Raw genomic sequence first — 14,298 nt, forward strand, 5'->3', positions numbered from 1 at the left:
CCTATCCGCCGCGATCCTTGGGAGTTTCGTTCATGTCTGTCGACGACCGACCCACGCTCAGCGCTCCCGACGACGATCCCTGGCTCTGGCTGGAGGAGATCGAAGGCAAGCAGGCGCTCGATTTCGTCGCGCGGCAGAATCAGCTGACGCTCGCCGCGTTCGGGGGCGCGGCCTTCGAGCGCGACCGCGATGTCCTCGCGGCGATCTACGATCGTCCCGACAACATCCCCTATGTCAGCCGGCGCGGCAGCGATCTACACAATCTCTGGAAGGATGCCGCCAACCCGCGCGGCCTGTGGCGGCAAACCACGCTGGCGGAATTTCGCAAACCGCATCCGGCGTGGGAGATCATGCTGGACATCGACCAGCTCGCGGCGAGCGAAGGCGAGGACTGGCTGCTGAGCGGGATCGCCACGATGCCGGGACACTCGCGGGCGATTCTGAGCCTGTCGCGCGGCGGCAGCGACGCCGTCACCTTGCGGGAATTCGACCTCGACACGAAGAGCTTCGTTGCGGACGGATTTACGCTGCCGGAGGCCAAGGGCGGCGTGGACTGGATAGATGCCGATACGCTGGTGCTGTCGAGCGCCCACGGCGAGGGCATGGCGACGACTTCCGGATATTCGCGGACCGTTCGCGTGTGGCGGCGCGGCGAGCCCGTCGATCAGGCCCAGGTAATCCTCGAGACCACGGCCGATCACATGGCGATGTCAGGCATGGCCGACGACACGGGACCGGCGCCGCGGGTCTGGATCGTCGACCAGATCGATTTCTTCAATCATGCGATCTGGCTGCGCGATGCGGCTGGTGCGACGACGAAGCTCGATCTGCCGACCGGCATCTGGCTGCAGGCGCATGGCGACTGGTTCGCGATGAAGCTGCGCAAGGACTGGACGGTCGAGGGGCGGACCTACGCCACCGACACGGTGCTCGGCATCTCGCTCTCCGCGTTCCTTTCAGGCCACCGCGATTTCATCGTCCTGTTCGAACCCGGGCCGCGGCAGGCCCTGCAAGGTCTGTTCTGGGCGGCGGGAAAGTTGGTGCTGTCGATCCTCGACGAGCTGCAGCCGCGCTTCGAGATCTTCACACCATCCGCCGGCGGCTGGAGCCGCGAGACGCTTCCCGGACTCCCGCAAATCGGCGTCGTCGACATCTGGCCGCTCGATCGCCATCCGTCCGAGAGCAATGGAGACCTGCTCGCCAATGTGCAGGACCCGCTCACGCCGCCGTCGCTGCTGTTGCTGGAGCGCGGCGTCGCAAGCCCGACCGTGCTGAAGCAGGCGCCGAAGACGTTCACCGCCGACGGCCTCGTGGTCACACAGCACGAGGCGATCTCGATCGACGGCGAGCGCATTCCCTATGTGCAAACGGGTCCGGCCAGCGAGACCGGCGATGCGCCCGTCTATATGAGCGCCTATGGCGGCTTCGCCCATGCGGTGAAGCCGTACTACAACCCCTCGCTCGGCAAGCTGTGGCTCGAGCGCGGCGGCACCATCGTGCAGGCGAATCTGCGCGGCGGTGGCGAGTTCGGCACCCGCTGGCACGACGCCGGCCGGCTCGCCGGCAAGAAACTCTCGCACGACGATTTCGCGGCCGTTGCCGCCGATCTCGTGCGACGCGGCGTGACCAAAGCAAAGCGGATCGCGGCGCAAGGCGGGTCGAACGGTGGCATCCTCATCACCAACATGCTGGTGCGCTACCCCGAGCGCTTCGGCGCGTTGTTCTGCACCATTCCGCTGATCGACATGCGCCGCTACACCAAGCTGCTCGCGGGCGCGAGCTGGATCGCGGAATATGGCGACCCTGATAAGCCCGAAGAGTGGGAGTGGCTGAAGACCTACTCGGCCTATCACAACGTGAAGGCCGGCCAGTCCTATCCGCCGATCCTGATCGCCACGACACGGCGCGACGACCGCGTTCATCCCGGCCACGCGCGCAAGATGGCCGCAAAGCTGCAGGCGATGGGCTACGAGGCCTGGTTCTACGAGCCGGAAGCCGGCGGCCACGGCTACGGCAAGGACAACAAGGAGCGCGCCGGCTTCGAGGTGATCGGCTTCCGGTTCTTGAAGGACAGGATCGGGTGGAAGGACGGGGAGGCGTAGGCGCGCAGCCCCTCGTGGACTTTGATCGCATCACGACGTGAGGCGGCCACTGCTCTCTCATTCCCTCCCCCCTTGCGGGGGAGGGAGCGCACCGCCTTCGTGGCTTAGCGCGAAAACACCAGCGTCAGATTGTTCGCCGGCATCTCGATCGTATCGACGAGGCTCAGCCCCGCTCCGCGGGCGAGCGTCTCGACGTCGCTGATATCACGCACGCCCCATTCGGGATTGCCTTCGCGCAAGGAGGTGTCGAACACGGCGTTGCTGAGCGCGGTGTGCTTGCCGTCGCGCTTGAACGGACCGTAGAGGAACAGCTTGCCGTCGGCCCGCAAGTAACGGCCGGCACCGGCGAACAGGCCCTCGGCCACGCTCCATGGTGCGATGTGGATCACGTTGGCGCAGAACAATGCGGCCAGGCTCGTCGGGCCCTGCCCGCTTCGCATCTCCGGACACCAGTCGGGGTCGGTGAGATCGATCCGCAGCGGCGAGCGGATGTTTTGCAGGCCCGAATGAACGCGCCAGGCCTCGATGCTCTTGAGGTGGCGCTGGTTGAGGTCGCTCGGCCACCAGATCAGGCCGGGCGTGTGCTGCGCGAAATGGACCACGTGCTGGCCGGTTCCGCTGCCGAGCTCGACGACATTGCCGGTCAGGCCTGCGAGATGCTTTTCCAGCGCCGCCCAGAGCGGCTCGTGATTGCGATGAAATGCCGGTGCATCGAGCCGCCCATCCGACTCCACCCGTCCGCCGTCCCTGCCAAATTCGACGACATATTCAGCCAATTGAGGTCCCCTTGAAAAAACGAGAACGGGAAAAAAACACGATGGGCGCCCAAACGCCCCGAAAACAGCCGGCCAGCACCCCTGGCCCGAATCCGCCGGACAAATAAGCTCTTTAGTTGCAATGCGGAAGATATTAACTCCATTTTGCCGCGCGCATAGTCTTGATTGTCAGCCGATGCCCTTTGTGCTTTGGAACACTATATTTCCGCGAACGAGATCATCGACATAACGCCTCGGAATGACGCCTTGACCGCCTTTCCACGGACGCCCGTCCTTTACGTCCTGCTGGCGATCGCCGCCGGGCTTGCCGCAGGCCCCGCGCGGGCGCAATCCGCCGTGGCCGATGGCCAGAAGCTCGCCTTCGACCGCGGCAAGGGCAATTGCCTGACCTGCCACGTCATCAAGGGCGGCGACCTGCCGGGCACGATCGGACCGGAGCTCAAGGACATCAAGTCAAAATACCCTGATCGCAACGAGCTGGTCGCGATCATCTTCGACGAGACCAAGCGCAATCCGCAGACCATGATGCCGCCGTTCGGCCGGAACCGGATTTTGACCGAGCAGGAGATCAGCGCGATCGTTGATTTCCTCCAGACCCTGTGACCGCCGGCACGCCAAGAGAATGTCCAGGAGATTCGAGATGACCATCACCACCGGCCCTCATCCGACGCGGCGCCTGATCCTTCAGGGCGCAGCCGGCGTCGCGCTGCTCGGCCTCGGCAACCTGCCGTTCGCGCCCGCGCGTGCGGCGGCCAACGACAAATACCCGGAAGAAGCGTTCAAGCAGAAGAGCGAGGCGGACGCGATCAAGGCGCTCTACGGCAAGACCGCCGAGCCGTCCGACAAGGTCAAGCTCGACGCGCCCGAGATCGCCGAGAACGGCGGCGTGGTGCCGATCTCGGTGACGACGACGCTCGACAAGGTCACCTCGATCTCGTTCTTCGTGGCCGAGAATCCGAGCGCGCTCGCGGCGAGCTACAAGATTCCCGATGGCACGATCCCTGCTGTCGCCAACCGCCTGAAGATGGCCAAGACCACCAACGTGACAGCGATCGTGGAAGCCGACGGCAAGCTCTACAGCGCGACGAAGGAAGTCAAAGTCACAGTCGGCGGCTGCGGCGGTTAGGAGAATTTAGATGGCATCCAGCATTCGCGTCCGCGCCACCGCCAACGGCGACATCACCGAGGTGCAGGTACTGATCCAGCACCCCATGGACACCGGCCTGGTCAAGGACTCCAAGGGCGAGGTGATTCCGGCGCACTTCATCCAGCGACTGAAGTTCGAATGTAACGGCAAGGATGTCTTCGTCGCCGATTGGGGCACCGCGGTCTCGAAGGACCCCTACGTCAAGTTCAGCTTCAAGGGCGCCAAGAAGGGCGACGACCTCAAGGTCTCCTGGACCGACAACAAGGGCGGGTCGGACACGACCACCGCGAAGATTTCGTGATGAATGTCCGCTTCTATCTCCTGCTTGGTTCGTTGAGCGCCGCGCTGGTCGCGTTCGCCCTCACCTCTCCGCGCGTGATCGCGGCCGACAAGGTCGATCCCGTTGCCGATGCGAAAGCGTTCCAGAACTTCTTCTTCCAGAAGTTTCCGACCGTGAAGCACGACGATTTCGTCAACGGTCCTTATTCGATGAACGAGGACATGAAGCGGCAGTGGCAGGAGAAGGAGGAATTTGCGCCCTACGAGTTCGCGCTCGACGCCGGCAAGGAGATGTTCGCGACCCCGTTCAAGAACGGCAAGACCTATGCCGACTGCTTCCCGAACGGCGGCATCGGCATCCGCCAGAACTATCCTTACTTCGACACTGGGGAAGGCAAGGTCGTCACGCTGGAGCTCGCGCTCAACCGCTGCCGCGAGGCCAATGGCGAGGCGCCCTACTCCTACGTCAAGGACGAGATGGCTTCGCTCACCGCCTACATGGCGTTCACCTCGCGCGGCAAGCCGATGGACATCAAGATTCCCGACGACCCGCGCGCGCTCGCCGCGTACGAGAACGGCAAGCGCTACTTCTACACGCGCCGCGGCCAGATGAATTTCTCCTGCGCGAGCTGCCATGTGCAGAGCCCGGGCGAGCGCATCCGCGCCGAGATCCTGGCGCCGGCACTCGGCATTCTGAACGCGATGCCGATCTACCGCTCCGAATGGAGCGGCATGGGTACCACCAGCCGCCGCTTCGTCACCTGCAACAGCCAGACCCGCGCGGTTCCGCTGGAGCCGCAGGCCGATGAATATCGCGACGTCGAATATTTCCTGTCCTACGTCGCCAACGGCCTGCCGATTTCAGGGCCGGGAGCGCGGCCATGAAGCTGTCACTTCCTCTCGCCATGTTGCTCGCATTGAGCCTCGCGCCAGCAGCGCGCGCGGCAGACGAGGCAGACTACAAGGCGGCCTATGCCGCTGCGGAGGCCGCCTCCAAGGAGGCAGCCGGCATGCGCAACCAGTGGACCGTGACCGTATCAGCGCTGGCGGCAGCCAAGAAGGCGGCCGACGGCGGCGATTTCGACCGCGCGGTTGCCGCTTCGAAGGAGGCCGAGGCGCTGGCGAAGGCCTCGATCTTCCAGGCGACGTCAGAAAAAGAGGCGTGGAAGGCGATGGAAATCCGCTAGACTAAAAATCTCGTGGAACCGTCGAATTGCCGTTGAGAGGCGCGGAGAATTTCTGGATGGCCATCCGCCGCCGCGATTTCCTGAAGAGCACCGCTGCTGTCGCCACATCGCTCAGCCTGCCGCGGCTCGCGCGCGGCGCCGAGACCGCGAGCATTTACGACCTTGAGCGGTTCGGCAATGCGCGCATCCTACACACCACCGACACGCATGCGCAGCTCAACCCGGTCTATGTCCGCGAGCCCAGCGTCAATATCGGCATCGGGGAGATGGCAGGACGGCCGCCGCATCTGGTTGGCCGCGCTTTCCTCGAACGGTTCGGGATCCGCTCCGACAGCGCCGATGCCTATGCTTTCAGCTGCTTCGAGTTCGAGAAGTCCGCAGGCCGCTTCGGCAAGCTCGGCGGCTTCGCGCATCTGAAGACACTGATCGATCGCTTGCGCGGCGATGCCGGCGAAAAGCACTCCGTGCTCGTCGACGGCGGCGACCTCTGGCAGGGCACGGGTCTTGCCAACATCATGCAGGGCCGCGACATGGTCGAGGTCGCCAATCTGCTCGGCATCGAGGCGATGACCGGGCACTGGGAATTCACCTATGGCGAGCAGGCGCTGCGCGACAATCTCGAGCGCTTCAAGGGCGAGTTTCTGGCGCAGAACGTCTTCCTGACCGAGGAGGCCGCGTTCAACGACGCCCCCGCCTTCGACAAGGCGAGCGGGCGCGTGTTCAAGCCTTCGATGATCAAGGAGCTCGGCGGCCATCGTGTTGCGATCATCGGCCAGGCCTTCCCCTATGTGCCGATCGCGCATCCCAAGCGGTTCACGCCGGACTGGACTTTTGGCATCCGCGAGGAGGAGTTGCAGAAGCATGTCGATGCCTTGCGCGGCACCGAGAAGGTCGATGCGGTCGTCCTGCTGTCGCACAACGGCATGGACGTCGATCTCAAGCTCGCGAGCCGCATCACCGGCATCGACGTCATCCTCGGCGGCCATACCCATGATGCGATCCCGCAGCCCATCGCGGTGAAGAACGCGAGCGGCACGACGCTCGTCACCAATGCCGGCTCCAACGGAAAATTTCTGGGCGTCCTCGATCTCGCGCTCGACAAGGGCAAGGTCGGCGATGTCAGGTACCATCTGCTGCCGGTCTATTCCGAGCTGCTGAAGCCCGACCCCGGCATGGCCGAGCTGATCGGCCGGGTGCGTGCGCCGCATGTGACCGACTGGTCGGAGAAGATCGCAACGCCCGACCGCCTGCTCTATCGCCGCGACAATTTCGCCGGCCCCGTCGACGAGCTGATCTGCACCGCGCTGCGCAGCGAACTCGATGCCGAGATCGCGCTGTCGCCGGGCTTCCGCTGGGGCGTCACCGCACTGTCCGGCCAGCCGCTGACCATGGAGGATGTGCTCGCGGAAACCGCGATCACCTATCCCGAGACCTATGTGCAGGAGATGACCGGCGCCCAGATCAAGGAAGTGCTGGAAGACATCTGCGACAACCTCTTCAACCCCGATCCCTATTACCAGCAGGGCGGCGACATGGTGCGCGCCGGCGGGCTCAGCTACACCTGCACGCCGACAGCTGCGATCGGCAGCCGCATCTCCGAACTGAAGCTCAATGGCGGCAAGGCGCTCAGCGCGAGCAACCGCTACAAGGTCGCGGGCTGGGCCTCGGTCAACGGCCAGCAGGGCGCACCGGTGTGGGATGTCGTCGCCAAATATCTGCGCTCGGGCCGGATGTTTCAGGAGCGGCTCGGCTCCGGCGTGACGCTGAAGGGCGTCGAGGGCAATCCAGGCATTGCAGGACAGGGATGATGCGATCGCAAATCTGCTGCGCGATGCTGCTGGCGGCGCTCGCCTTCGCCACGCCATGGGCCTCGGCACAGCAAGTGCCGCTCCAGGACAAGCCGTTCGCCGAGCACAAGATCGTGCTTCAGCTCTCCGACGGCGATGCGAAGAAGCACGCGCTGGTGCTGAGCGTCGCCAACAATCTCCTGAAGGCCTACGATCCGGACAAGGTCGCGATCGAGGTGGTGGCGTTCGGTCCCGGCATTGATCTCCTGTTCACCGGCAGCGAGCGCCGCAAGCAGGTCGAAAGCCTGATCGTGCAGGGCGTGCGCTTCGATATCTGCCTCAACACGGTCGACACGATCGAGCGGGAGACCGGAAGACGGCCGGAGTTCATTCCGACTGCGACGCCGGTGCAGGTGGGCGTCGGGCAGATCCTGTTCCTGGCGGAGAATGGGTACACGGTGGTGCGGCCCTGACCTTTTTGTCGGGGCACGGCGCCGCGCCACCCTCGGTGTCATTCCCCGCGAAAGCGGGGAATCCAGTACGCCGCGGGCCCTCCGTATCCCACCACGGCTTCTGGAATACTGGATCGCCCGCCTTCGCGGGCGATGACAGCGGTGGTGGGGCAAGGACCTACGGCAAAACCGCCCCCCACCCCATCACGCAGAATAATAATTTTCTAAATTTCACTCTCTATACAGTGAATTGCTTCTCTTTCCAGCCTCTGGCGTAGTAGAATCCTCGAAACCAGTTCCACGCCGGGTCTTGCCATGATCTTTCGCCAGCTCTTCGACAGCGTTTCGGGCACCTACAGCTATGTCCTCGCCAGCCGCCCCGGCGGCGAGGCGTTGATCCTCGATCCCGTGCTTGAGAAGGTCGATCGCTACTGCCGGCTGCTGCGCGAGCTCGACCTCAAGCTGGTGAAAGCCGTCGACACCCATCTGCATGCCGATCACGTCACCGGCCTCGGCGAACTGCGCGACCGCACCCATTGCATGACCGTGATGGGCGACCAGACCAAGGCCGACGTTGTGGCGATGCGGGTCGCCGACGGCGACAAGGTGACGATCGAGGGCCTGTCGCTCGACGTGATGTATACGCCCGGCCACACCGACGATTCCTACTCCTATCTGATGGGCGACCGCGTCTTCACCGGCGACACGCTTCTGATCCGCGGCACCGGCCGCACCGATTTTCAGAACGGCTCGTCGCGCGCGCAATACGATTCGATCTTCAATCGCCTGCTCAAGCTGCCGGACGAGACGATGGTGTTCCCGGCGCATGACTACAAGGGCGACACCGTCTCCACCATCGGCGAGGAGAAGCGCTACAATCCGCGGCTCCAGGTGCGTTCGGTCGACGAATATATCGAGTTGATGGCGAACCTGAAGCTGCCCAATCCGAAGATGATGGACGTCGCGGTGCCCGCCAACATGCATGTCGGCCTGCATCAGGAGGAGCTGGAGAAAGAGGGCCGCGCGGTCAGCGCCGTCGAGGCGATCCGCTCGCTTGGCCGTCCCGATATCCTGCTGGTCGATCTGCGCGAGACCAATGAGCGGATGAAGCACGGCATGCTCGAAGGCGCGCTGCATACGCCCTACCCGTCCGTTGAAGACAGCCTGAAGCCCGGCGGCATGCTGCGCGAGGTCGCGGCCGCCACCGGCCGCCGCGTCGTGTTCTTCTGCGCCTTCGGCGAACGCTCGGCGATGGCTGTCGCCGCCGCCAAGGAAGCCGGCCTTTCCAACACTGCCCACATCGCCGGCGGCATCGATGCCTGGAAGAAGGCGGGCGGGCCTGTGGTGCACTGACGCCCCTTTCTTGCGGTAAGTCAGGAACCGCACATATTTTTGGGGTAGAAGCGGATGACGCATCACCATCCGGGATCACCCATGGCCAAGACCGCCAAGCCGCGCAAGCCGCCCAAAGTCGTTGATAACAAGCAAGCGGACGACAGGGCGAAGAAGCCCTCGCCTCCGCTCGACGACGACGATTACGACGACGGCGACATCGCGACGCCGAAACGCGACCGCTACGGTTCGGATGACGAGCCGTTGTGAGGGCGGCCGCGGATTTTGATCGCGTGCTAGCGCTGCCCACACCCCGCTGTCGTCCCTGCGAACGCAGGGACCCATACCGCGTGATATCTCGACTGTGACAGGTCACAGTACAGAGCAGCGATCCTCCGCCAAACTGCTCCCTGGGTTATGGGTGCGTGGAGGCGCCCTAACGCCCCTCACTTCCCCCACCCGCGCTACCTGCCATGCGCCCGCGTTCATGGACAAATAACGGCTCTGCCCGATAGTTTGCGCGTCCGCTTAAGGACGTGAAACGGAACTGCAATGGTCGACGTTCTCGCCGCACCGCAACAAGGCAAGGCGGACAGCGCGCTGCGCACGCTGACCGGGATTTCGATCGCGCATTGGGTCAGCCATTTCCATCTGCTGGTCCTGCCGATGCTGTTTCCGTTCCTGAAGAGCCAGCTCGGCGTCGGCTATATCGAGCTCGGCTTCGCGCTCACCGTCTCGGCGGTCGTATCCGGCCTGACGCAGGCGCCGACCGGCTATCTCGTCGACCATTTTGGCGCGCGCAAGATTCTGCTGGGCGGGCTCGCGCTCGGCGGCTTCACGCTGATCCTGCTCGGCCTGCACCTCAGCTATGCCTCGCTGATTGCCTGCGCGGTACTGCTGGGTCTTGCCAACAGCGTCTACCACCCCGCTGACTACGCCATCCTGGCCGAGCATATGGATGAGGCGCGGATGGGCCGTGCCTTCTCGGTCCACACCTTTGCCGGCTATCTCGGCGGCGCCGTGGCGCCGGCGATCGTCGCGGCGCTCGTCACCGTCTCCGGCGGCACGGGTGCGCTGATCGCGTCGGGCGCGATCGCCGTGCTGGTGGCCCTGCTGCTGATCGTCATGAACATTCCCGATGCCGGCGCGCACAAGACCAAGCCGGGCAACGCGAACCTGCCCAAGCAGGCCGTCATCACGCCGGCGCTGATCACGCTCACCGCGCTGTTCATGCTGCTCAGCCTGTCGGTCGCCGGCATCAACAATTTCGGCGTGGTGGCGCTGATGAGCGGCTACGGCGCGTCCTACTCCGCCGCCAACGTCGCGCTGACGGCGTTTCTCGGCTCCAGCGCTGTGGGCGTGCTCGCGGGCGGCTTCCTCGCTGATTACACCGAGCGCCATGGCTATGTCGCAGCCGCCTGCTTTGCCGCAAATGCGCTGATCGTGCTGCTGATCGCGCTGGTGACACTGCCGGGCTGGGCTTTGACCGTCACGATGGCGACTGCGGGCTTCCTCTCCGGCGTGATCGCGCCGTCGCGGGACATGCTAGTGCGCAACGCCGCGCCTCCTGGCGCCGCGGGTCGCGCCTTCGGCATCGTCTCCACCGGCTTTAATCTCGGCGGCATCGTCAGCCCGCTGCTGTTCGGCTGGATCATGGACCAGAGCGCGCCGCACTGGGTGTTCGGGGCGTCCGTGATCTTCATGGTCGCAACCGTGGTGCTGTCGCCGTTCACGGAGCGGAAGCCGCAAGCCAAGGCTTAAGCCACAAATTCAACTGTCGTCCCTGTGAACGCAGAGACCCATAACCCCAGGGAGACATTGCGGCAAGAGACTGGTCACTCCGAGTCTTCGCAACACTGCTCCCTGTGGTTATGGATCCCGGATCTGCGCTTCGCTTGTCCGGGACGACGAATAGAAAAACGTAAAACAACAAAACGGGAAGAAACATCATGAGCACCCCTGATCTCGTGATCCGCGGCGGCACCGTCGCGGATGGAAGCGGCGGCGAATTGTTCGAGGCGGATGTCGCCATCACTGCCGGCAAGATCACCGAGGTCGGGAAGATCTCCGCGAAGGGACAGGAAGAGATCGACGCGCGCGGCAAGCTCGTCACGCCGGGCTTCGTCGACGTGCACACTCATTATGACGGCCAGGTCACCTGGAGCCAGGACATCACGCCGTCGTCGCAGAACGGCGTCACCACCGCGATCATGGGCAATTGCGGTGTCGGCTTCGCGCCGTGCAAGCCCGCCGACCACACCCGTCTGATCCAGCTCATGGAGGGGGTCGAGGATATTCCCGAGCCGGTGCTGAGCGCCGGCATTCCCTGGGCGTGGGAGAGCTTTCCGGACTACATGAACTGGCTGTCGAAGCGCGATTTCGACATCGATGTCGGCGCGCAGCTGCCGCATGCCGCGCTGCGCGTCTACGTCATGGGCGAACGCGGCGCGCGCCGCGATCCCTCAACGGCCGAGGACAATGCGGCGATGGCGAAGCTCGCGGGCGAGGCGGTGCGCTCGGGCGCGCTGGGCTTCTCGACCTCGCGCACGCTCAACCACCGCACCTCGACCGGCGATTTCACGCCGACGCTCAAGGCCGGCGAGGACGAGCTCACCGCGATTGCCGGCGCGATGCACAGCCAGGGCCGCAGCGTGCTGCAATTCGTGCTCGACCTCTCCACCCTCCACGAGGATCTGCCGATGATGCTGCGGGTGGCGGATGCCACCAAATGCCCGATCTCGTTCTCGATCACGCAGAACGACAAGGCGCCAAACCGCTGGCGCCAGACGCTGGACGAGATCAATGCGGCCGCACAACGCGGCCTTTCCATCACCGCGCAGATCGCGGCGCGCCCGGTCGGCCTGCTGCTTGGGCTGGAGCTGTCGCGCAATCCATTTCAGACCCATCCGAGCTACAAGGCGATCGCGCATCTGCCGCTCAGGGAGCGCCTGGCGCGGCTGCATCAGCCGGACGTACGCAACGCGATCCTGAGCGAGACGGCGACCGCGACCGACGATCCGCTGTTCTTCCGGCCCAACTACGACAAGATGTTCCTGCTCGGCGATCCCCCCGATTACGAGCAGCCGCCGGAGAACGCGCTGGGCCCGCAGGCGCGCAAGCAGGGCCGCCAGCCGGAAGAGCTCGCCTACGATGCGATGCTGTCGGATGAGGGCAAGGGCATGCTCTACGTGCCCTTCCTCAACTATGCCGACGGCAATCTCGACGCGACACGCGAGATGCTGATCGATCCGCAATCGGTGCCGGGCCTCTCCGACGGCGGCGCGCATTGCGGCATCATCTGCGACGCGAGCTTCCCGACCTATCTGCTGACGCACTGGACCCGCGACCGCACGCGCGGCGAGAAGCTTACGATCCCCTTCGTGGTCGCCGCGCAGTCACGCAAGACCGCGCTCTCGGTCGGCCTCACCGATCGCGGGCTCATTGCTCCCGGCTATAAGGCCGATGTCAATGTGATCGACTACGACCGGCTGCATCTGCATCCGCCGAAGGTGCATTACGATCTGCCGGTCGGCGGGCGGCGACTGTTGCAGGATGTCGACGGCTATGACGCGACGATCGTGTCGGGCGTGGTGACGCGGCGGCACGGTGAGGCCACCGGCAGGCGACCGGGGAAGTTGATCCGGGGTGCGCAGGGGGTGAATTAAGCGAGCTTGCCGCTTACCCTCCCCTGGAGGGGGAGGGTCGCTACGCATGTAGCGAAGCGGAATGTGTAGCGGGGTGGGGTGACAGTCTCTCCACATCCAATAGTGCCCGAGCGGAGGGATCACCCCACCCCGCTCGCGCTGCGCGCGATCGACCCTCCCCCTCCAGGGGAGGGTAAGAAAGCGCGCCCCTTACGTCGGCGACACCGCGCCCTTCAGCGCCGCGGCCTGCGGGGCCGCACCGCGGGTCAGCCTGGCCTTTTCCGTGTTCGGCCAGAGCAGCATCAGACCGATGACGCCGGAGCCGACCATGACCACCGCGTTGATGGTGAAGCCGGTCAGGTAGCCGTCAACCATGTTGCCGGCGCGCTGGATCACGGTGCCCATCACGTTCGGCGCGATGATGCCCGACAGCGTGTACAGCGCGCCGTAGATCGCGATGACCGCGCCGCGCTGCGAGGCCGGGGTGAACTCGCCGAGCATCGGCGGGCAGACGACGTAGATCGCCCCGCACAAGCCGGAGCCGACGACGAGCAGCGCGATCTGCAGGCCAGCACCCTGCACATGCGCCATCATCGCCAGGATCAGGCCGCCGATGATCAGCGGCACCGAGCCGAGCACGCCGCGCGAGATGCGCGTCGTGTAGCCGCGCGCCATCATCACCTGCGAGACCCACCCCGTGAGGATGACGACGGTCGCGCCGAACACCCAGGGCAGGATCGAGACGTAGCCGGCCTGGCTCTGCGAGAAGCCCAGGCCCTTGACGATGAAGGGCGTGAACCAGGTGAGGCCGAGCGACAGCGCCCAATAGGCCCCGAAGGTCGCGATCACGCAGCCGAGGAAGGTGCGCGAGGTCAGCAGCTGCACATAAGGGATTTTCGGCTCGGTGACGGCGAGAACCTGCGTATCCTCGAGCGGGCCTTCCTTGCCGAACGTCAGCCAGGCGCAGACCCAGAGCAGGCCGACGACGCCAAGCGCGCCGAAGGCGTAGTGCCAGGAGTGATTGACGATGACCCAGTTCAACGCCGGCACGGCCAGGATGACGCCGAAGGCCGAGCCTTGCGACAGGATCGCGGTCGGCAACGTGCGCTTCTCGTCGGGGAACCATTTGTAGATGGCGTGGGCTGCGACCGAGAAGGCAGGTCCTTCGCCAGCGCCCAGCACGATGCGGCAGATCAGGAGCGTGGTGAACGAGACGGTGCCCACCATCGGGAACTGCGCCAGCGCCCAGATCACCGCCAGCGTCAGCAGCACCCAGCGCGTCGGCACCTTGTTGACGATGAAGCCGACCACGATGGCCGAGATCGAGAACAGGAAGAAGAACGAGGAGCCGAGCAGGCCGAATTGCTCGGCATCGAGCTTCAGGTCGGTCATGATCGGCACGCCGGCGAGACCGACGACGATCTTGTCCGCGAAGTTCACCACCATGAAGAGAAAGAGGAGAAAAGTGACGGTCCAGGCGCCCTTCGGCGTTGCCTTGGTTTCCCCTGCCGTCCTGCCCGCAACGTCGGGCGTTCCCTGAGCGCTCATCAATCTCCCCGTATGTCTTTTTGTCGGCACGTTTTTGATTTGGC

14 protein-coding genes are annotated in these 14,298 nt (G+C 64.7%); 12 read left to right on the plus strand and 2 right to left on the minus strand.

The window, feature by feature from the left end:
- The first annotated feature begins 32 nt into the window (after positions 1-32).
- Complete coding sequence (locus AB7Z56_RS41570) at positions 33-2,102, plus strand: prolyl oligopeptidase family serine peptidase (protein WP_063985940.1); 2,070 nt, start codon at positions 33-35, stop codon at positions 2,100-2,102.
- 104 nt (positions 2,103-2,206) lie between these two features.
- Here the strand turns inward: AB7Z56_RS41570 and AB7Z56_RS41575 are convergent, their stop codons facing one another.
- A complete protein-coding gene (locus tag AB7Z56_RS41575; protein ID WP_063979961.1) occupies positions 2,207-2,878 on the minus strand; it encodes a DUF938 domain-containing protein in 672 nt (223 codons plus the stop codon).
- Positions 2,879-3,124: 246 nt separating this feature from the next.
- Here AB7Z56_RS41575 and soxX point away from each other — a divergent pair, with 246 nt between their 5' ends.
- The 11 genes from soxX to AB7Z56_RS41630 all read left to right on the plus strand — a co-directional run bounded on the left by soxX (position 3,125) and on the right by AB7Z56_RS41630 (position 12,727).
- Positions 3,125-3,481: a sulfur oxidation c-type cytochrome SoxX gene (gene soxX, locus AB7Z56_RS41580; RefSeq protein WP_028151969.1), complete on the plus strand. Its 357-nt coding sequence runs from the start codon at positions 3,125-3,127 to the stop codon at positions 3,479-3,481.
- A 37-nt stretch (positions 3,482-3,518) separates the two neighbouring features.
- The gene (gene soxY, locus AB7Z56_RS41585) at positions 3,519-4,004 is read left to right on the plus strand and encodes a thiosulfate oxidation carrier protein SoxY (protein WP_063985941.1); all 486 of its coding nucleotides are present in this window, start codon (positions 3,519-3,521) and stop codon (positions 4,002-4,004) included.
- A gap of 10 nt (positions 4,005-4,014) precedes the next feature.
- Positions 4,015-4,326: a thiosulfate oxidation carrier complex protein SoxZ gene (gene soxZ, locus AB7Z56_RS41590; RefSeq protein WP_063979962.1), complete on the plus strand. Its 312-nt coding sequence runs from the start codon at positions 4,015-4,017 to the stop codon at positions 4,324-4,326.
- On the plus strand, positions 4,326-5,189 hold the full coding sequence (soxA, locus tag AB7Z56_RS41595) for a sulfur oxidation c-type cytochrome SoxA (protein WP_063979963.1): 864 nt from the start codon (positions 4,326-4,328) through the stop codon (positions 5,187-5,189). Before soxZ ends, soxA begins: the two co-directional genes overlap by 1 nt.
- Entirely contained in the window at positions 5,186-5,491 is a 306-nt protein-coding gene (locus AB7Z56_RS41600; protein WP_063979964.1) for a hypothetical protein, read from the plus strand. Before soxA ends, AB7Z56_RS41600 begins: the two co-directional genes overlap by 4 nt.
- 56 nt (positions 5,492-5,547) lie before the next feature.
- Positions 5,548-7,299, plus strand: a complete 1,752-nt coding sequence (soxB, locus tag AB7Z56_RS41605) for a thiosulfohydrolase SoxB (RefSeq protein ID WP_063979965.1) — start codon at positions 5,548-5,550, stop codon at positions 7,297-7,299.
- On the plus strand, positions 7,296-7,751 hold the full coding sequence (locus tag AB7Z56_RS41610) for a DsrE family protein (protein ID WP_063979966.1): 456 nt from the start codon (positions 7,296-7,298) through the stop codon (positions 7,749-7,751). The genes soxB and AB7Z56_RS41610 overlap by 4 nt, the downstream gene beginning before the upstream one ends.
- A 294-nt stretch (positions 7,752-8,045) precedes the next feature.
- A complete protein-coding gene (locus tag AB7Z56_RS41615; protein WP_063979967.1) occupies positions 8,046-9,083 on the plus strand; it encodes an MBL fold metallo-hydrolase in 1,038 nt (345 codons plus the stop codon).
- An 81-nt stretch (positions 9,084-9,164) separates the two neighbouring features.
- Complete coding sequence (locus tag AB7Z56_RS41620) at positions 9,165-9,332, plus strand: hypothetical protein (RefSeq protein WP_187387843.1); 168 nt, start codon at positions 9,165-9,167, stop codon at positions 9,330-9,332.
- A 282-nt stretch (positions 9,333-9,614) separates the two neighbouring features.
- The gene (locus AB7Z56_RS41625) at positions 9,615-10,823 is read left to right on the plus strand and encodes an MFS transporter (protein ID WP_063979968.1); all 1,209 of its coding nucleotides are present in this window, start codon (positions 9,615-9,617) and stop codon (positions 10,821-10,823) included.
- 188 nt (positions 10,824-11,011) lie between these two features.
- Positions 11,012-12,727: an N-acyl-D-amino-acid deacylase family protein gene (locus AB7Z56_RS41630; RefSeq protein WP_231143707.1), complete on the plus strand. Its 1,716-nt coding sequence runs from the start codon at positions 11,012-11,014 to the stop codon at positions 12,725-12,727.
- Between the two features lie 189 nt (positions 12,728-12,916).
- Here AB7Z56_RS41630 and AB7Z56_RS41635 read toward each other — a convergent pair whose 3' ends face one another.
- The gene (locus tag AB7Z56_RS41635) at positions 12,917-14,254 is read right to left on the minus strand and encodes an MFS transporter (protein ID WP_063979969.1); all 1,338 of its coding nucleotides are present in this window, start codon (positions 14,252-14,254) and stop codon (positions 12,917-12,919) included.
- Positions 14,255-14,298: the final 44 nt, after the last annotated feature.

This window comes from Bradyrhizobium sp. 482_C4_N1_8, from assembly GCF_052075965.1.
GTDB lineage: Bacteria > Pseudomonadota > Alphaproteobacteria > Rhizobiales > Xanthobacteraceae > Bradyrhizobium > Bradyrhizobium barranii.